At 28.4% G+C, this 18,896-nt stretch carries 15 protein-coding genes; 12 read left to right on the forward strand and 3 right to left on the reverse strand.

Features of this window, described 5'->3' with window-relative positions; genetic code table 11:
* The first annotated feature begins 39 nt into the window (after window positions 1-39).
* The 8 genes from asrA (at window position 40) to HCG70_RS05350 (ending at window position 8,672) form a co-directional block, all read left to right on the forward strand.
* A complete protein-coding gene (gene asrA / locus HCG70_RS05315) occupies window positions 40-1,053 on the forward strand; it encodes an anaerobic sulfite reductase subunit AsrA (RefSeq protein WP_042397986.1) in 1,014 nt (337 codons plus the stop codon).
* Window positions 1,054-1,056: 3 nt separating this feature from the next.
* Window positions 1,057-1,851 (forward strand): anaerobic sulfite reductase subunit AsrB, encoded by a 795-nt coding sequence (asrB, locus tag HCG70_RS05320; protein ID WP_042397989.1) that lies wholly within the window; start codon window positions 1,057-1,059, stop codon window positions 1,849-1,851.
* A gap of 12 nt (window positions 1,852-1,863) precedes the next feature.
* Window positions 1,864-2,847 (forward strand): sulfite reductase subunit C, encoded by a 984-nt coding sequence (gene asrC, locus HCG70_RS05325; RefSeq protein ID WP_042397991.1) that lies wholly within the window; start codon window positions 1,864-1,866, stop codon window positions 2,845-2,847.
* 101 nt (window positions 2,848-2,948) lie between these two features.
* The gene (locus tag HCG70_RS05330; RefSeq protein ID WP_221697540.1) at window positions 2,949-5,027 is read left to right on the forward strand and encodes a molybdopterin oxidoreductase family protein; all 2,079 of its coding nucleotides are present in this window, start codon (window positions 2,949-2,951) and stop codon (window positions 5,025-5,027) included.
* 9 nt (window positions 5,028-5,036) lie between these two features.
* Complete coding sequence (locus HCG70_RS05335) at window positions 5,037-5,450, forward strand: 4Fe-4S dicluster domain-containing protein (RefSeq protein ID WP_042397998.1); 414 nt, start codon at window positions 5,037-5,039, stop codon at window positions 5,448-5,450.
* Complete coding sequence (locus HCG70_RS05340) at window positions 5,450-6,673, forward strand: NAD(P)/FAD-dependent oxidoreductase (RefSeq protein WP_042398001.1); 1,224 nt, start codon at window positions 5,450-5,452, stop codon at window positions 6,671-6,673. The genes HCG70_RS05335 and HCG70_RS05340 overlap by 1 nt, the downstream gene beginning before the upstream one ends.
* Window positions 6,674-6,829: 156 nt before the next feature.
* Entirely contained in the window at window positions 6,830-7,723 is an 894-nt protein-coding gene (locus HCG70_RS05345; RefSeq protein WP_055291645.1) for a cation diffusion facilitator family transporter, read from the forward strand.
* A 259-nt stretch (window positions 7,724-7,982) separates the two neighbouring features.
* Complete coding sequence (locus tag HCG70_RS05350) at window positions 7,983-8,672, forward strand: pseudouridine synthase (protein WP_042398005.1); 690 nt, start codon at window positions 7,983-7,985, stop codon at window positions 8,670-8,672.
* A 53-nt stretch (window positions 8,673-8,725) separates the two neighbouring features.
* Here the strand turns inward: HCG70_RS05350 and HCG70_RS05355 are convergent, their stop codons facing one another.
* The gene (locus tag HCG70_RS05355) at window positions 8,726-10,789 is read right to left on the reverse strand and encodes an alkaline phosphatase family protein (protein WP_055291644.1); all 2,064 of its coding nucleotides are present in this window, start codon (window positions 10,787-10,789) and stop codon (window positions 8,726-8,728) included.
* Between the two features lie 247 nt (window positions 10,790-11,036).
* On the opposite strand from HCG70_RS05355, the gene HCG70_RS05360 reads away from it, so the two are divergent.
* Window positions 11,037-11,537: a DedA family protein gene (locus HCG70_RS05360; protein ID WP_042398009.1), complete on the forward strand. Its 501-nt coding sequence runs from the start codon at window positions 11,037-11,039 to the stop codon at window positions 11,535-11,537.
* Between the two features lie 143 nt (window positions 11,538-11,680).
* On the opposite strand, the gene HCG70_RS05365 is transcribed toward HCG70_RS05360, so the two are convergent.
* A complete protein-coding gene (locus HCG70_RS05365) occupies window positions 11,681-13,465 on the reverse strand; it encodes an ABC transporter ATP-binding protein (protein WP_195953720.1) in 1,785 nt (594 codons plus the stop codon).
* The gene (locus HCG70_RS05370; protein ID WP_221697541.1) at window positions 13,466-15,208 is read right to left on the reverse strand and encodes an ABC transporter ATP-binding protein; all 1,743 of its coding nucleotides are present in this window, start codon (window positions 15,206-15,208) and stop codon (window positions 13,466-13,468) included.
* A 149-nt stretch (window positions 15,209-15,357) separates the two neighbouring features.
* On the opposite strand from HCG70_RS05370, the gene HCG70_RS05375 reads away from it, so the two are divergent.
* The 3 genes from HCG70_RS05375 to HCG70_RS05385 all read left to right on the forward strand — a co-directional run bounded on the left by HCG70_RS05375 (window position 15,358) and on the right by HCG70_RS05385 (window position 18,881).
* Window positions 15,358-16,200 carry an AraC family transcriptional regulator gene (locus HCG70_RS05375; RefSeq protein WP_221697542.1) on the forward strand — a complete coding sequence of 281 codons (843 nt, stop codon included), beginning with the start codon at window positions 15,358-15,360 and terminating at the stop codon, window positions 16,198-16,200.
* 215 nt (window positions 16,201-16,415) lie between these two features.
* Window positions 16,416-17,156, forward strand: a complete 741-nt coding sequence (locus HCG70_RS05380; protein ID WP_042398019.1) for a hypothetical protein — start codon at window positions 16,416-16,418, stop codon at window positions 17,154-17,156.
* 30 nt (window positions 17,157-17,186) lie between these two features.
* Window positions 17,187-18,881, forward strand: coding sequence for a VWA domain-containing protein (locus HCG70_RS05385; protein ID WP_302538029.1), 1,695 nt, complete (start codon window positions 17,187-17,189; stop codon window positions 18,879-18,881).
* Window positions 18,882-18,896: the final 15 nt, after the last annotated feature.

Here is an 18,896-nt window from a genome sequence, read left to right on the forward strand (position 1 = left end):
TACAAAAGATAAACTTATGACAAAAGTGAGGTGGAACTAATGAAAATTAAAATGACTGTTGAAGAATTTGACAATATAATAAGCAACTTTAAAGATAAATATAAAGTTATTGCTCCAGTATCTATACCATACGCAGGTCAATATTCAGATACAGATGTAATTAGATATGAAGAAATCAAAAGTATTAATGAAGTTGAATTTGACCGTAAATCACATTTTACTGCTAAAGAAGTAGTTATGCCAGTTACAGAAACATTATTTTATTACAATGAAGATGAATATAAAATTCCATCAATAGATGAGCGAGAAATGCTAGTTTTTATGCGTTCTTGCGATATTCATGGATTACATCGTATAGATAATGTTTACTTAAACAATGGTAAAGAACCTGATTATTATTATAAGAGGCTTAGGGATAAAGTTAAGATAGTATTAATTGGATGCGCAGAAAGCTTTAGAAATTGCTTTTGTGTAAGTTTTGGTACTAATAAGACTGATGATTATTCACTAGCAATTAAGGTTGATAAGGGTGATGTTTATATAGATGTTAAGGATGATGAGTTTAAAGATATTTTTGTAGGAACAGAAACAGACTTTAATATTGAATTTGTATCCTCTAATGAAGTAAAAGTAACATTGCCAGAAGAATTAAATCCTTTAGAGGTAGCAGAAGCAGAGCTTTGGAGAGAATATGATTATAGATGTATAGCATGTGGGAGGTGTAATCTTTCTTGTCCAACATGTTCCTGCTATACGATGCAAGATGTAGTGAGTCAGGATAATGCAAGATGTGGTGAAAGAAGGAGAGTTGGAGCATCATGTCAAATACCAGGATTTTCTTTAATGGCTGGAGGACATGATGTTAGAGTAAGAAATGGAGATAGAATGAGATATAGAACGATGCATAAAATGTACGATTATGGTGAAAGATTTGGACCACAAATGTGTATAGGATGTGGAAGATGTGATGATGTATGTCCTCAATATATATCAATATCAACTGCTATGAATAAAGTAACTCAATTTGTTAAAAGTAAGCAAAGGGAGGATTAGAAGATGGTAAATGAGTATATTCCTTATAAAGTGAAAATTTTAGATATTATAAAGCATACTCCAAAAGAATGGACCTTTAGAGTAAATAGAAAATGTGATGAAATAAATCCAGGACAATTTTTTGAAATTTCAATGCCTAAATATGGGGAATCACCAATATCAGTATCAGGATTTAGTGATGAATATTTAGATTTTACAATTAGAGAAGTTGGTAAGGTTACAGAAGAGATATTTAAGTTAAATATAGGAGACAGTATACAATTAAGAGGACCATATGGGAATGGTTTTGAAATTAAAAATTATAAGGATAAAGAAATAATAATAGTTTCAGGGGGAAGTGGATTAGCTCCAGTTAGAGGGATTTTGGAATATTTTTATGAAAATATAGATGAATGTAAAAGTGTAACATTAGTTTGTGGATTTAGATCTCCTGAAGATGTTTTATTTAAAGAAGATATACAAAAATGGAAGTCAAAATTTAATGTTATATTAACAGTTGATAAAGCTGAAGAGAATTATGATGGCGATGTAGGCCTTGTAACTAAATATATACCAGAGCTTAAAATAAAGGATAAAGAAAGTGTTTCAGCAGTAATTGTAGGACCTCCAATGATGATGAAATTTACAATAGCAGAATTCCAAAAGATAGGTATAGAGGATTATAATATTTGGGTTTCATATGAAAGAAAAATGTGTTGTGGATTAGGAAAATGTGGCCATTGTAGAATGGATACTACTTATATATGTACAGATGGACCAGTATTTAATTATGCTTTTGGAAAGACATTATATGATTAGGAGGTATAGGCTATGGCACTTATACATGATTTAAATACAAGAAAGACCATGAAAAATGCATTTAGAATAACTAAAAATAAATATATGACAGCAGTAAGAATCAGAATTCCAGGAGGATCAATTCGTACAGATACATTAAAATTAGTTGCTGATTTAGCTGATAAATATGGAGATGGAAGGGTTCATGTTACAACAAGACAGGGATTTGAAGTATTAGGAATTCCAATGGAGCGTATGGATGAAGTAAATGAAGCACTTCAACCTATTATTGATAATATGGGTACTAATCAAAAGCATAAGGGATCAGGATATCCTTCTGCAGGTACAAGAAATATAACTTCTTGTATTGGAAATAATATTTGTCCTAAGGCTCAGTATAATACAACAGAATTAGCAAGAAAAATTGAAGATATGGTTTATCCCGATGACTTACATGTAAAAATTGCAGCAACAGGATGTCCTAATGATTGTATAAAAGCTAGAATGCATGATATAGGAATAATAGGAATGTGTTTGCCAGTTTATGATTCATATAGGTGTATATCTTGTGGGGCCTGTGTAAAGAAATGTAAACAAGTATCAACTACAGCATTAAGTGCAAAGAATTATAAAGTTGTAAGAGATCCAAGTAAGTGTATTGGTTGTGGAGAATGTGTTTTAGCATGTCCTAACAACGCATGGACCAGAAGTCCTAAAAAGTATTATAGAATTGTTATTATGGGTAGAACTGGGAAAACAAATCCAAGAATTGCAGAAGATTTTATAAAATGGGCTGATGAAGATACTGTTTTAAAAGTTATAGATAATACTTATAAATTTGTTAGGGAATATATAAGTCCAGATGCACCTTATGGAAAAGAGCATATTGGGTATATTGTTGACAGAGTTGGATATAAGGAATATAAGAAATGGGCTCTAGATGGAGTTAACTTACCAGAAATAGCTGAAGTTAGTGAAAATGTAAATTGGGCAGGAGTGCATTATATGAGGAAATAAAATAATATCAAAAACAAAATTATTAATTATTGTTTAGTTAATTAATGGCTTAATGATATGTAAATATTTTATTATTTATACTTAAGTAAGGAGTGTTTTAAATGGAAGTAATAAGATCAACTTGTAACTATTGCTCTATAGCATGCAATCTAGATTTTCATGTAGAAGATGATGAAATAAAAAAAGTTGTCCCTACAAAAGATTATCCGGTAAATGAAGGTTTTTGCTGTACAAAGGGGTTAAACTTAGATAAGCAAAATACAAAAGTTCACAATCCTGTATTACCTCTAATGAGAGGTGAAGATGGACTTATGAAACAAATTTCATGGGATGAAGCATTTAAACTTTTTGCAGATAGAGTTTTAGATATTCAAAGTAAATATGGAAAAGAAAGCTTTACATTTATAAGTACAGGACAATTAGCAACAGAAGAAATGGCCCTAATTGGACATATAGGAAGAAACTTTTTAGGTGGAAATGGAGATGGTAATACTAGACTTTGTATGGCAACATCAGTAGTAGCATATAAACAAAGTTTTGGTTTTGATGCACCACCATACACATTAAAAGATTTAGAAGAATCAGATGTAATTATATTAATAGGGTCCAATCCAGTAGTATGTCATCCAATTCTTTGGAGTAGAGTAAGAAAGAATAAACGTAATGCTAAACTTATTGCAGTTGATCCAAGAAGATCAGAAACAGTAACAAATTGTGATATTTGGTATGATATAAAACCTAAGAGTGATTTAACATTTTTATACACTTTAGCAAATATATTAATAGAAAAAGATTGGATTGATAAAGAGTACATAGAAAAGTATACTGAGGATTTTGAAGGCTTTAAAGAACAGGTAAAAGATTTTACTTTAGATAAGGTAGAAGACCAAACAGGAATATCTAGTGCGAGGATGTTAGAGCTTGCAAAAATAATTCATGAAGGTGAAAGAGTATCACTTTGGTGGACTATGGGAATAAATCAAGGATATCAAGCAGTAAGAAATGCTCAAGCAATAATAAATATCGCATTAATGACAGGAAATATAGGTAGAGTAGGAACAGGGGCTAATTCAATTACAGGGCAATGTAATGCAATGGGATCAAGATTATTTAGCAATACAACAGGATTTTATGGCGGTGGAGAGTATAGCGATCCAGCAAGAAGAAAGCGTATAGCAGAAGTGTTAGATATGGATGAAGAAATGCTACCTACAAAGCCAACTTTACCTTATAACGTAATTATAGATAAAATAAATTCGGGAGAAATAAGGGCTTTATGGGTTGTTGCAACTAATCCATTAAGTTCATGGATTAATAATTTAGAGTTTAAAAAAGCTGCTGAAAAGATAGACTTTTTGGTAGTAGAAGATATTTATGCTGATACTGAAACAGCTCATTACTGTGATTTATTATTACCTTCAGCAAATGGATTAAAAAAAGAAGGCGTAATAATAAATACAGAAAGAAGATTATCAAAATTAAACCCAGTACTTAAAAAGAAGGATAATGAATTAACAGATTATGATATTATGCTTGGAGTAGGGAAGGCTTTAGGAATGGGTAAACTTCTAGATAAATGGAAAACTCCTAGAGAGGCTTTTGAGTTAATGAAAGAGTGTTCAAAAGGAATGCCATGTGATATTACTGGTGTAGATTATGATTCTTTAAAGGATTCTAGAGGAGTACAATGGCCTTGTAGAAAAGGTGAAGAAATTAAAGAAGATGAAAGAAGATTATTTGAAGATAATAAATATTTTACACCTAGTAAAAAGGCAAAGTTTATGTATGAAGATGTAGCGCAAGTACCAATAGAACCAAGCGAAGAATATCCTTATTTATTTAATACTGGAAGAGGAACAGTAGGCCAATGGCATACACAAACAAGAACACGTGAAATAAATGATGTAAGTGCAATTGTGCCTCATAGAGGTTACGTAAATATTAATAATGAATTAGCAGAAGAATTAAATATTAAGGAAAATGATATAGTTAGAATATCTTCTCCAAATGGAATAAGTAATGATTTCCTTGTTAAGCTATCAAGAACTGTTAAGAAAAATCAAATTTATGCACCTATGCACTATATAGAAGCCAATTCACTTTTGCCTTCAATATTTGACACATATTCAAAAGAACCTAACTTTAAATATGTACCTGTAAAAATAGAAAAGATTGGCTAGGTGAGAGATATGAAGAGAATAAAAATAGATAGAAAAAAATGTATAGGATGTTTAACATGCACTACTGCTTGTAAAGTTGCACATGGTGGTGATACAAGAGGTAGAATTACTATCAATAGTGAGGGAAGATATGCTCCAATATATTGTAGGCATTGTTCTAAGCCGGAGTGTGTTTATACTTGTATGACTGGTGCAATGAGAAGGGATGATGAAACAGGATTAGTTTTATATGATAAATCAAGATGTGCTAGTTGTTTTATGTGTATAATGGCATGTCCTTATGGAGTATTAAAGATGGATAGTGCAACAGATAAGGAAGTAATGAAATGTGATATGTGTAGGTCAACAGAGGAAAATTATCCACAATGTGTAGCAAGATGTCCAATGGCAGCTTTAACATTAGAGGAGGTAGAAGAGGATTAATGGCATATGTAGTAGTAGGAGCTTCAGCAGCAGGAATTAATGGTGCTAGAACTTTAAGAGAATATAATAAAGATGCAGAAATTATTTTAATTTCAAAAGATGAACATGTTTATTCTAGATGTATTTTACATCATTATTTAGATGGAAGAAGAACCGTAGAAGATTTAGATTTTACTCCAAGAGAATTTTTTGATAAATACAATATAAAATGGATTAAAGGAAAAGAAGTAACTAAAATAAAGCCTGAAGAGCATAGTGTGACTTTAGATGATGGGCAAGAAATTAAGTATGAAAAAATATTATTAGCAACAGGGGCATATTCATTTATACCACCAATAGAAAATTTAAGGGAAGCTAATAATGTTGTAGGACTTAGAGATTTAGAAGATGCTCTTAAAATAAAAGAAGTTGCAAATAAAGTTAAGAATGTTGTTGTTTTAGGTGGAGGATTAGTTGGTATAGATGCTTTAGCTGGAATAATTGATTATGATATAAACTTATCACTTGTTGAAATGGGAGATAGAATACTTCCACTTCAATTAGATAAATATGCAGCAAATAGATATGAAAGACTTCTTGAAGATAGGGGAGTAAATTTAAAATTTGGTGTAAAAGCTGAAAAATTAATAGTAGATGATAATAAAAATCCAGTAGCATTAAGGCTTAATACAGGAGAAGAGATACCATGTGAGCTTGTAATAGCTTGTACTGGTGTTAGATCAAATGTTAAATTTTTAGAGGGAACTTCAGTAACCTGCGATAAGTTTGGAGTAATAATAAATGAAAAGGGAGAAACTGATGCAAAAGATGTATATGCAGCTGGGGATATAAGTGGAAGAAATCCTATTTGGCCAACAGCTGTTAAGGAAGGCATTATAGCTGCAAGTAATATGAGTGGAAAAGTTGCATTTATGAATGATTTCTTTGGAAGTAAAAATACTATGAGTTTTTTAGGACTTCCAACTATGTCCCTTGGAGTTGTAAATAAGCCAGATGATAGTTATGAAGAAGTTATAGATAAAAATGGAGATGATTATAAAAAGATAATTTATAAAGATGGATGTATTTATGGGGCAATAATTCAAGGTGATTTATCATATGCAGGAGTTTTAACTCAATTGATTAAGGAAAATATTAATGTATCAAAGGTTAAAAAACCATTATTTGATATAGATTATTCAGATTTCTTTAATATAAAAGAAAATTTAGAGTTTGTATATTAAAAATAGTGCAAGGAGTAATTAATTACTCCTTGTAATTTTTTGATATCAATGAAGCTGTTTAATTATCAATTGATAATAATTAACAAAGAGAAAATGTGTACACTTATGGATGTAAAACATATAATAATTCTATCAAATGATAATGGAGTGATAACAATGAAGAATAGATATGATGAATCGAATAAGGTAACAATATTATCGATTTTACTTAATATAGGATTAACAATAATGAAGATAGTAGCTGGATTTATTGGAAATTCATCTGCAATAATTGCAGATGGGCTACATTCAGCTTCTGATATTATAACTTCAATTGGTATTCTTATAGGTAACAAAATTTCTAGAAAACCAAGGGATGAAGAACATCAATATGGTCATGAGAAAGCTGAAAGTTTAGTATCATTTATTTTAGCAGCGGTACTTATAATTGTGGCCTTAGAAATAGGATATAATGGAGCTATTGAATTGTTTAATATTAATACAATTGAAGTGCCTAGTGTTTTACCACTTATAGTAGCTTTAATTTCAATAGGTGTTAAGGAGTATCAATATCAAATTACTATAAGAGTAGCAAATAAGATTAACTCTTCTTCGTTAAAGGCTGATGCATGGCATCATAGATCGGATGCATTATCTTCTATAGCTGCGTTTATTGGGATAGGAGGTGCAATGCTAGGGTTTAAGGTATTAGATCCAATTGCATCTATTATAGTTGCTATAGTTGTTGTTAAGGTTGGTATAGATATTTTGAAATCAGCATGTGCAGAATTAATGGATAGTTCGATTAATAAAAGGGATATAGTTAAGATTGAAGATATAATAAGTACTGATGATAAAATCTATGGAATTAAGGATTTTAAATCAAGAAAATATGGGTCAGTTGCTTATATTGATATGAGTATTTTTATTGATAAATCTAAAAGTTTAGAAGAAGCACATGAAATTGCTGATAATTTAGAGAAAAATATAATAGCTAATTTGAGTTATATAAAAGAAATTAATATTCATGCAGAACCTTATAATAGGGAAAAGGCAATGGACAATAGATAATAAGAATAGGTAAAGGCTAAAAAAGATAAAATAGTGTTTTATCTGTATATTTTAACTTTTACCTATTTATTATATTGTGTGGCGAAAGCCACTTTTTTTATAGATATTAGGATAAATAATATTGTGAATGTGTAATTATTATGTATATAAGATTATAGTTACTATCTTTTATTTTACTTGTCATTTTATTTAAGCATAGGTATTATTTATAATAGTGTTATAAGTCGTAAGATAAATTTAGGAAGGATTAGATTAATTAATGAGAATAAATAAACTTTTCAGTAATTTGGGTATTTGCTCTAGAAGAGAAACTAATAGATTAATTGAAGAAAAAAGAGTTGTAGTTAATGGTGTTTTATGTGAGCCTGGGCAATGGGTAGAAGAGGAAGATGAAATATTTTTAGATGGACAAAAAGTTAAGTCTAAGGATAAGGTTTATATAGTATTAAATAAGCCAGTAGGGGTAACTTGTACAGCTGCTGAAGAAGTTAAAGATAATATAATTAGCTATATGAATTATGATCAATATATATTTCCTGTTGGAAGATTGGATAAGGAATCTCAAGGATTAATAATAATGACTAATGATGGTGTACTTGCAAATAAAATATTAGAGTCAGATAATTTACATGAAAAAGAGTATGTAGTTACGGTTGATAAGGATTTTGATAATGATTTTATCAGAAAAATGGCAGATGGAGTTGACATAGGAGATGTAATTACTAGGCCATGTAAAGTTGAAAAAATAAATAATAATACTTTTAAAATAATTTTAACTCAAGGCTTAAATAAGCAAATAAGAAGAATGACTAAAGCTTTTGGATATACGGTAATTAAGCTTGAGAGAATAAGAATAATGAATATTAAATTAGATGATATTGAGTATGGAACATGGAGAAATATAACTGAAGAAGAATTAAAGGTATTAAAAGAGGAATCTGGTTTATAATAAAAATAAAATAGGGATGTATCAAAATATTTTGATACATCCCTAAAATTATATTATTGAACTTCAATTACATCTCCATCATCAACTGTATAAGTAAAAGTATTTGTAGAACCTAATTTTCCACCACCACTAGTACGTTGAGTTACAACGATTGATGAATCAGGTTCTAAGGTAATATTTTGTGCCATTAATGTGTTTTCATCAACAAAAACAGTTTTTGTATATTGCTCATTGATATAAATTTTACTGTATTTATTGAAGTTTTCACCTTTTACTATTAAGTTACCATCTTCTTCATAAACATTAGTTATAGTAATATCATAAGTACCCATCTTTAAATCTGTAGCTATAAATGGATTTTCACCACCGTAAATATATTTTTCACCATATAGCATATCATATTGTAATAATTTTAAATCAGATAGGTAATCTTCTGAATCTTTAAATTGGTTGTGGAATTTAGTTAAAACACCACTATCAATATTTAAGCTGTCTAATACTGAAGCTGTTAATTGGTAAGCTGTTAAATCTTCATCTTCTCTTTCAAGATCAAAGTTACTCCATACAACATATTCAGTTTGGAATATAGAACCATTATCTAAATCTTCATCTTTAAATCCAAGAGTAGGTAAATGATCCCCAAATAATACTAATACAGTATCTTCATCTCTTTGAGAAAGAGCTTCTGTTAATTGACCTATAAATTGGTCTACTTCGTAAAGTTGATTTATATAGTAAGTAAATGCATTAGTAGTTCCTTCATCAGGTAAACCACCAACTGTAATTATTGGATTTTCTAATACTTGCTCTTTAGGATAATCACCATGGGCTTGTACAGAAATTGTATAAACGAAATCTGAACCATCTGTAGAGTCAAGCGATTTTAATATTTCATCAGTTAAATAAAAGTCTTTTGCCCAATCCTTTGCAGTAAATTCTTCAACTTCCATATATTCTAGTGAAGTAAAAGTATCAAATCCTAATTGTGAAAATACAAAATTTCTATTATAGAATGTACCTTTATTATTATGAATAGCATGAGTTGAATAACCTAAATCTTTTAAGTCATAATTTATACTTTCAGCAGTACTTTCTTGAAGAATAGTTTTATAAGGATATTCACCAGGTCCAAAGAACTTTAGGCTCATTCCAGTAAGAACTTCAAATTCAGTATTTGCTGTACCAGCACCAACAGATGGAACTGTTACGTATCCAGATGGATAGTTTTCCATAAGACTTCTAAAGTTAGGAACTGGATCTTGAGAAAATTCTAAAAAATTCACTAGTGTTGGATCAAAGAATGATTCTAATTGCACCATAACTATATTAGGTTTTTTCTCAGTTTCATCTTGATTTAATCCACCTTCAGTACTAGCTAATAAAATATCATCATTATTAGTTTCAGTTGTAGTAGCAACATTAGTTGTATCTTTAGTAGTAATTAAATCCGAAATAGCTGCCATTTTTTCTTCTGAGTAATCATTAGGTTTATCAATACCTGTGTTAAATAAAGTATTTGCAAAACAATAAGGAAAACCATAATCTAAATATGCAAATGCAATATTACCAAAATAAGAAGATATAACATTTGTAGTTATTGCAAGCTTAGTTGATCCAAATAAAATTGTCCATGCTGCAGCAACAATTAAAATATTTCTTTTATAATTAATTTTTTCTTTAAATTTTGGTCCTTTGAAAAATAAAATTACAATTCCTATTACTAATACTATTAAGAAAACACTAATTAAGCTTGTCATGAAAGGAGATAAGTATTTAGAAATAATACCTAGTCCAAATTCTGCAAGAGTTAAGTCAGTTGCTGTAAATGGTGTAACTCTATTACTTAATATAATACCATTTGTCACACCAAAACCAATCCAAATAGTTGTAATTAATGTGAAGAAGAAAGTTCTTCTCTTAAATAATAGTACTATTGATAAAGTTGATAAAATAATTAATGAATTATATAAAAATACTAATGGAGAACCAAAGATATATCCAAAAGTATCTAGTAGGTTTCTTCTACTACAAAGCTCAATAATAAAGTTAATAATTAATGGAGCAAATAAAAATTTCAAAAATGAGCGTTTCGACTGCTCGGTAAAAGAAAGTTTCATATAAAAATCCCCCTATGATTGTTTTAAAGTTAAATATTTGTAAAAAAAAGTTAATTTACTATTAAATCATAGATTATTATACAACTAATATATAAATATTCCAACAACGTGAAATCGATAACATAAAATAATTAAGAAAAAATTTATAATTACAGTTCAAAATAAAATATTCTAAGTATATATGGTAGAAAGTTAACATATTAATATAATAATTATTTAAAAACTCCAATAAAGAGGAGAGTATGTAATGGGGACTAGCATTGTATTAGAGTATTTTTCTAAATATGGACTTATTTTTTTATTTATAGTTATTTTTTTAGAACATCTAAATTGTCCAGGTGTTCCTGCTACAGTAGTTATGCCTACAATAGGAGCTTTTGTAGCAGAAACAAAAAATAGTTTATTTCTAGTAATTTTAATATCTATAGCTGCTGCTGTGTTTGGAAGTATAGCTTTTTATATCATAGGTTATTACATAGGAACTCCGATTCTAGAATGGTTTAATAAAAAAGCACCTAAAACCGAAAAATATACTAAAGAGATATTAAGCTATTCTAAAAAGTATGGTAATAAAGCGGTTTTTATTTGTAGATTAATACCGGTAATAAGAACATTAATATCATTAGTATCAGGAGTTGTTCGAACAGATTTTTGGGGGTTTGTATTATACTCATCACTCGGAATTAGCATATGGAATACCGTTTTGATATCCTTTGGATATTTTGGAGTAAAATTAATAATACACTGATTTAGTTAAGAGTTAATAGTTAATAGTTAATAGTTAAGAGTTAAGGTAGAAACTCCTTATGGAGTTTCTAAAATGTATTTCTCCTAAATTCAGCTCAAGCTAAATTTATTCATTAACTATTAACTTATCACTATTAACTATCTTTAAATTGCTTCTTTTAAAAGAGCATATTGTGATTGATAAAGGTTGTAATAATGTCCTTTTAATGACATTAATTCATCATGAGTACCACATTCAACAATACGTCCGTCATCTATATACATTATTCTTGAAGAATTTTTAATTGTAGATAATCTATGAGCAATTATAAAGGAAGTTCTTCCTTTTAATAATTCATCTAATCCTTTTTGAAGCAGAAGTTCTGTTTGAGTATCTATACTAGAAGTTGCTTCATCTAATATTAGGATTCTAGGATTAGCTAGTAATGCTCTTGCAAATGATATAAGTTGTCTTTGGCCAACAGAAAGCCTTGAACCTCTTTCATTAACTTCAGTGTAATATCCATTTTCAAATTCCATTATAAATTCATGAGCCTGTACTATTTTAGCAGCTTCAATAACTTCTTCATCAGTTGCATCAAGCTTACCATAACGAATATTATCCATTATAGTTCCGGAGAAGATAAATGAATCTTGAAGCATAATACCCATTTGTTGTCTAAGAGATTTTAAAGTTACGTCTTTAATATTAATACCATCAATTAAAATTTCACCTTCATTAATATCATAAAATCTGCTTATTAAGCTTACAATAGTACTTTTACCTGCTCCAGTAGGCCCAACTAGAGCTATAGATTCACCACTATTAATGTTCATATCAATATTTTTTAATATAGGATTATCTTCTTCATACATAAAAGTTACATTTTTAAATTCAACATGACCTTCAATTGAAGGAAGAATTTTTGCATTAGGTTCATCATGTATTAATGGTTTTTCATCCATTGTTTCGAAGATTCTTTCTAAATAAGCCATAGCATTTATTATTGTATTATAAAAGTTACCTATATTAGTTATAGGAGCCCAAAATCTCCACACATATCCGATAAATGCTACTAGTACCCCTACCTTGATTGATGAATCAAATATTAAAATACCAAATAAATAAATTAAAGAAATAGAAGCAACCGAAATAATATCTATAGATGGCCAAACCAAGAAATTTAATTTAACTGAATCAATCCAAGAATCACTATATTGTTTACAAACATCCTCATAAATTTTCATATTTTCTTCTTCACGAGAAAATGATTGTGTTACTTTAATTCCATTTATACTTTCATGTACATAGGCATTCATATTAGATTGTTTAGAACTTAGTTTTTGATTAGCAAGTCTTTGTGCTTTTTTTAGAGACATCATAACAGCAATTAAAACTGGTAAACCAATTAAGCTAACTAATGCAAGTTTATAATCTAAACAAAACATAAATATAATAGTAATTAAAAGAGTTACAGTATCAGCAATTAAATTAACAAATCCATTAGACAATAAATCGCTTAATGAATTAATATAATTCACAACTCTTACTAAAATCTTTCCGTGAGGTCTACTATCGTAATAACTAAATGGAAGAGTTTGCAAATTAACAAATAAATCATTTCTCATATCTACAAGAATATCTTGTCCAACCTCACCCATTGTAAGTATACGTTGCTTCATAAAAGCACTAACTAATATAAGTGATAATGCATAAATGAGTGATAAAATTATTAAATTTATTAGATTACCAGATGGTATAATATCATCTAAAGCTATTTTTATTAAGTAGGGCCCAAGAAGTGAAACAAAGCTTGAAATTAACATTAATACAACTGATATAGTAATTTTATTTTTATATGGTTTCATATACTTTGTAAGTCTCTTAAGATGAGAGAAGTTAAAACCTTCTTGTAACTCTTCATCAATATCATATTTATTTCTAGCCATTTATATTACCTCCTTAGATAAATTAAAGTCTCCAAACTGAGTCTTATATACTTCATAGTAGTATCCTTTATTATTAACTAATGAATCATGTGTGCCACTTTCAATAATTCGACCATTATCAAGAACTAATATTAAATCAGCAGACTTAACGGAAGATATTCTGTGAGCAATTATAAAATTAGTTCTATTTGGATTATTTAAATTAACTTCTTTTTGAATTTTAAATTCTGTTTCCATATCAACAGCAGAGGTTGTATCATCCAAGATTAATATTGAAGGATTAGTTATTAAGGCTCTAGCTAAAGATATTCTTTGTCTTTGTCCACCTGATAAACCTACACCTCTTTCACCAATAATTGTGTCATAACCTTCAGGCATTTCAGAGATAAATCCATGTGCTTCTGAAAGCTTAGCAATATCTTTAACTTTATCTAGAGATACTGATGGGTTACCATAAGCTATATTACCTTCAATGGTATCTGAAAATAAAAATATATCCTGCATTGCCATTCCTATTGAAGATCTCAATTGCTTGATATCTATATTCTTTATTGGTGTATAATCAATTAAAACTTCACCTTCTGTTGCATCATAAAATCTACAAATTAAATTTACTAAAGTAGATTTACCAGCTCCAGTAGGCCCTATTATTCCAATAGTTTGTCCGCACTTAGCTTCAAAAGAAACATTTTTTAGGGCTGCAGTATCTCCATAGTTGAAAGAAACGTTATCAAATAAAATATCACCATGAATTCTTTCTGATTTAACAGGAGCTTTAGAGCTTTTAATATTTGATTCTGTATTTAATAATTCCCTTATTTTAATTGAAGAAGCTATGAATCTTTCTGTATCATTAATTAAATATCCAGCCATTCTCATAGGGTTATTTAATGCCCAAAGTAATCCATTAAATATGACTAAATCACCTAATGTCATAGATTTATTAATTACTAAAATACCTCCAACCAGTATCATTATTATTGATAAAAAGCTTGATAAGTATTCTAATACAGGCATATATTTACCTATAATTTTGGTAGTATCCATATTTTTTTCTTTATAATTCAAATTTTCTTTATTAAATTTTTCTATTTCATAATCTTCTCTACTAAAGGCTTTTACAACTCTATTACCACTTATATTTTCTTGAGTAACAGAATTAAGCCTTGAATAAGCTTCTCTTATATTATAAAAAGTAGGAGAAATTTGAACTCCCATTTTTATAGTTATTATTGCAATTATAGGACAAATAGCAAGCATAAATAGAGTTAAAGGGAGACTTACAATAGCCATTGAAATAATTGCAAATATAAATACGCTTAAATTTGATAAAATATTATATACAACCCATGCTATAAAATGACGAAGTGCATCGGTATCACCAGTCATTCTAGCCATAATATCACCAGTTTTGGTATTATTATAATAGTCAAAATCTAATTTTAATAATTTAGAATATAAATCTTTACGAATATTAAGAAGTATGTCTTGTGATACTCTTTCAAAAATCATTTGATACGTATAAGTAAGTATTCCTTTTATTACAACAACAACTAGCATAATGATTAGAATAGGAATTAATATATTCTTTTCATTTCCATTTAAAACCCTATCAACTATATCTCCAGCTAGGAAAGGATTAATCATACTTAATAGTGAAGTTATTAATACTAAAATTAATGCAATACTGTATTTGGGAATGTGGTATTTTAAATACCCCATTATCCATTTTAAACTTTCCATAACAGTTACCTCCGTTTTTATTCAATATAATTTCCTTATATAGATTATAATTTTAGGTATAAAAATGAAATGTGATATCTTAAACTATTGATGTATATTATTATATAAAGTTATAATTATAATGAAGTTTATGAGACAAGGAGAAAGAAATGTTTGAATGGGGTAGAGGAACAGAGGAATATAATCCAGAAGTATTATTTGCTTTTCAAGCAAGTTTAAATGGAAGTGATAATCATTGGGAATTTAAGTATCACTGTCATGATTTTTTAGAGTTGTCAATAGTAACATCTGGAGTAGCTGACTATTGTATTGATGGTAATAATTATACGATAAAAAAAGGGGAAGTATTAATTTCAAATCCAGGATTATATCATATGGAGACACCTGGTGAGTATTCTAAATATACTCAATTGCACATAGGTGTTCATAATTTTAAATTGAGTGATATAAGAGAGAATTACATAGATAATAAAGGAGTAGGCCCTGTAATAAAATTAAAAAAATATGAAAATGAATTTTTAAAGTGCTGTGATGAAATTATTAAAGAGGAAAAAATGAAAAGGGTGGGATATCCATTATTACTTAAATCTTTAGTAATGAAATTGTTGATTATTTTATGTAGGGAATTTGAAAGCGAAGAAAAGCAGGAAGATGAATATAATTGTTCATTTCAATCATCTGAAAAACAAAATATAGTTAGGGAAATTATTGATTATATGAATGAAAATTATATGTGTGATATTTCATTGGACAAGATATCTAAGAATATGTATTTAAGTCCTGTTTATATTTCAAAGATATTTAAGGAAGAGATTGGAGATTCTCCAATAAATCATTTAATTAAAATAAGATTATCAAAAGCAGAAGATTTACTAAAAGATAAAAGTATTCCTATTAAAGTGGTAGCTCAAAGAGTTGGATATAATGATGCGTATCATTTTAGTAAATTATTTAAAAAGTATTACGGGATATCTCCATCTGCATTTAGATAAAAAATTAAGTTCTATATTAAGGTTGAATATAAGTTAAGCCTTAATATAGGACTTTTTTGTTTTTAGATAAGCATATTTATAAAAATTATAAATATTATTTGAAATCATAAAGAGGGCAATTATTTTTAGAGTAGAGTTTTTTTATAAAAATAAATATTCACGCATAAAAGAGAATATATTTTAATATAAAAAACGAAAAAAAGAGGTGTTGCAATTTGAAGGTTAAAAGAATAAGTTCATTACTAGGATTGAATATTGCAATTGTAATGCTTAATATTATTATTTTTTCACCAGGATTATTTAATATTAAAATAGATTTTATTAATATATTTCAAACATCAATAGGTATAACAATAATCATAATGAGCTTTATTATTTTCATTATTGGAAATTACAAAATATTAATAAAAGAAGATAATGAAATTGATATTTCTAAATTAGATGATAGTGAAGATTACATAGAAGCATTAAAGGAGAATAGCAGTAAAAGAGTTTTTTCAAAGGATATTGATATTTTATTAGAACAAATAGAAAGAATGGACAAAAAGCAAGAAAAAATAGATGATATACTATTGCAAAAATTTACTGTAAATGAAATGAGTTATATAAAATTTAAAAAGACAATAACTGAAGTAAGAGATGTTTTTTATATAAATATAAAGAGTGTTATCAATAAAATAAATATTTTTGATGAACAAGAATATGAAAAAATAAAAAAGGACATTAAAAATGGGAAACTTAATGGAAAAATAGAAGAGCAGAAAAAAGATATGTTTGATGAATATATATTTTTTGTGAAAGATTCTATAGAAGATAATGAGGAGATTTTATTGAAATTAGATAAATTTCTTTTTGAGTTATCAAAATTTAATAGTTTAGAAGATGGAGAGTTAGAAAATATGAGTGCAATTAAGGATGTTGATGAATTAATTAATAAAATAAAATTTTATAAGTAGATAAATAAAAGAAGTAGGGGGTATGGATTAGTGGGTGGTAAGAAAAGTGGAAAACTTGCAGGTATTTTGATAGTTATGGCTATTGTAATTTTTGGATTAGTTTATGGCGGAATAACTTTAACTAAAAATTGGGGAAAAAGTAAAGAAGCTATATCTGAAGAAAATGCAACTGATAAGTTGAATAAGATTTGTAAAGATATTGATATTAATGAAATAGAACCTAGAAAAGCAGCCATAGATTTAGGCGTTGAGGATGTAAAAGATACTATTCCGGATATTGAAAAGTATCCAGCACAAGTTGAGAATACTACTGACACTTATATTGAAATATTTTCTACAGGTGAGAAAACTGGTACTGGAAAGGATAGTTGGTTAATAGATGTAGCTAATGATTTTAATGAGGCAGGAATAGAAGTGAATGGGAAAACTGTTTCAGTTAAGATAAGGCAAGTAGCATCAGGGCTTGGAATGGATTATATAGTTTCAGAGAAATATTTACCAGATGCGTATAATCCATCAAATGAGCTATGGGGAGAAATGATAAAAGCCAATGGCAAGACAATTGAATTATATGATGAAAAAATGGTTGGAAATGTGGCTGGCATTATTATGTCTAAGGAAAAGTATGATGATTTAATAGAAAAGTATGGTTCAATTAACTTGAAGAATGTTACAGAGGCTGTTGCTAATGGAGAAATAAATATGGGATATACAAATCCATTTGCAAGTGCAACAGGATTAAATTTTTTAGTATCAACATTAAGCACATTTGATTCAAGTGATCCATTAAGTGAAAAAGCAATTGAGGGCTTTAATGAATTTCAAACTAATATACCATTAGTAGCATATACAACACTTCAATTAAGAAATTCTGCTGAATCAGGTATTTTAGATGGATTTATTATGGAATATCAAACATATATAAATTCACCAGAATTAAAAGCAGATTATGTATTTACACCATTTGGGTATAGACATGATAGTCCATTATATGCAGTTGGAAATTTATCTGAAGAAAAGAAAGAAATATTAAATAGATTCATTGAATTTTATAAAGGAGAAAAATATCAAGATTTAGCTACAGAATATGGATTCAATAACTTAGAAGATTATAAATGTGAAATTGGAGAGTTAGAAGGAGATGTAATAATACAGGCTCAAAAGCTATGGAAGGAAAACAAAAATAGTAATAAGCCTATAGCTGCAGTTTTTGTGGCAGATGTGTCTGGAAGCATGGAGGGTGAACCATTAAATGAGCTAAAAAAATCATTGTTGAATGGATCACAATATATAGGAGAAGAAAATTCTATAGGGTTAGTAACTTATTCAAATGATGTTAATATTAATCTTCCTATAGGAAAGTTCGATTTAAATCAAAGATCACTATTTACTGGAGCTGTACAAGATATGGATGCTGGAGGAGGAACAGCAACATTTGATGGAATTGCTGTAGCTGTTAAAATGCTTTTAGAAGAAAAGGAAAAGAATCCAGATACTAAGTTAATGCTTTTTGTATTAAGTGATGGTGAAACTAATATTGGACATTCTTTAGAAGATATAAAAGAAATCCTAGAAGCAGTTGAAATACCAGTTCATACTATTGGATATAATGCAAATATTAAGGCATTAGAAAATATTTCTGCAATTAATGAGGCAACAAGTATTAATGCAGATTCTGATGATGTTATTTATAAGTTAGGAAGTTTATTTAATGCAGAGATGTAGAGAAATAGGGGGGAG

It is taken from the genome of Clostridium sp. K04 (assembly GCF_019734375.1).
GTDB lineage: Bacteria > Bacillota > Clostridia > Clostridiales > Clostridiaceae > Clostridium > Clostridium saudiense.

Coding starts and splice junctions, on each gene's coding strand:
- asrA (WP_042397986.1), top strand. CDS start 40: ATGAAAATTAAAATGACTGTTGAAGAATTTGACAATATAATAAGCAAC.
- asrB (WP_042397989.1), top strand. CDS start 1,057: ATGGTAAATGAGTATATTCCTTATAAAGTGAAAATTTTAGATATTATA.
- asrC (WP_042397991.1), top strand. CDS start 1,864: ATGGCACTTATACATGATTTAAATACAAGAAAGACCATGAAAAATGCA.
- HCG70_RS05330 (WP_221697540.1), top strand. CDS start 2,949: ATGGAAGTAATAAGATCAACTTGTAACTATTGCTCTATAGCATGCAAT.
- HCG70_RS05335 (WP_042397998.1), top strand. CDS start 5,037: ATGAAGAGAATAAAAATAGATAGAAAAAAATGTATAGGATGTTTAACA.
- HCG70_RS05340 (WP_042398001.1), top strand. CDS start 5,450: ATGGCATATGTAGTAGTAGGAGCTTCAGCAGCAGGAATTAATGGTGCT.
- HCG70_RS05345 (WP_055291645.1), top strand. CDS start 6,830: ATGAAGAATAGATATGATGAATCGAATAAGGTAACAATATTATCGATT.
- HCG70_RS05350 (WP_042398005.1), top strand. CDS start 7,983: ATGAGAATAAATAAACTTTTCAGTAATTTGGGTATTTGCTCTAGAAGA.
- HCG70_RS05355 (WP_055291644.1), bottom strand. CDS start 10,789: ATGAAACTTTCTTTTACCGAGCAGTCGAAACGCTCATTTTTGAAATTT.
- HCG70_RS05360 (WP_042398009.1), top strand. CDS start 11,037: ATGGGGACTAGCATTGTATTAGAGTATTTTTCTAAATATGGACTTATT.
- HCG70_RS05365 (WP_195953720.1), bottom strand. CDS start 13,465: ATGGCTAGAAATAAATATGATATTGATGAAGAGTTACAAGAAGGTTTT.
- HCG70_RS05370 (WP_221697541.1), bottom strand. CDS start 15,208: ATGGAAAGTTTAAAATGGATAATGGGGTATTTAAAATACCACATTCCC.
- HCG70_RS05375 (WP_221697542.1), top strand. CDS start 15,358: ATGTTTGAATGGGGTAGAGGAACAGAGGAATATAATCCAGAAGTATTA.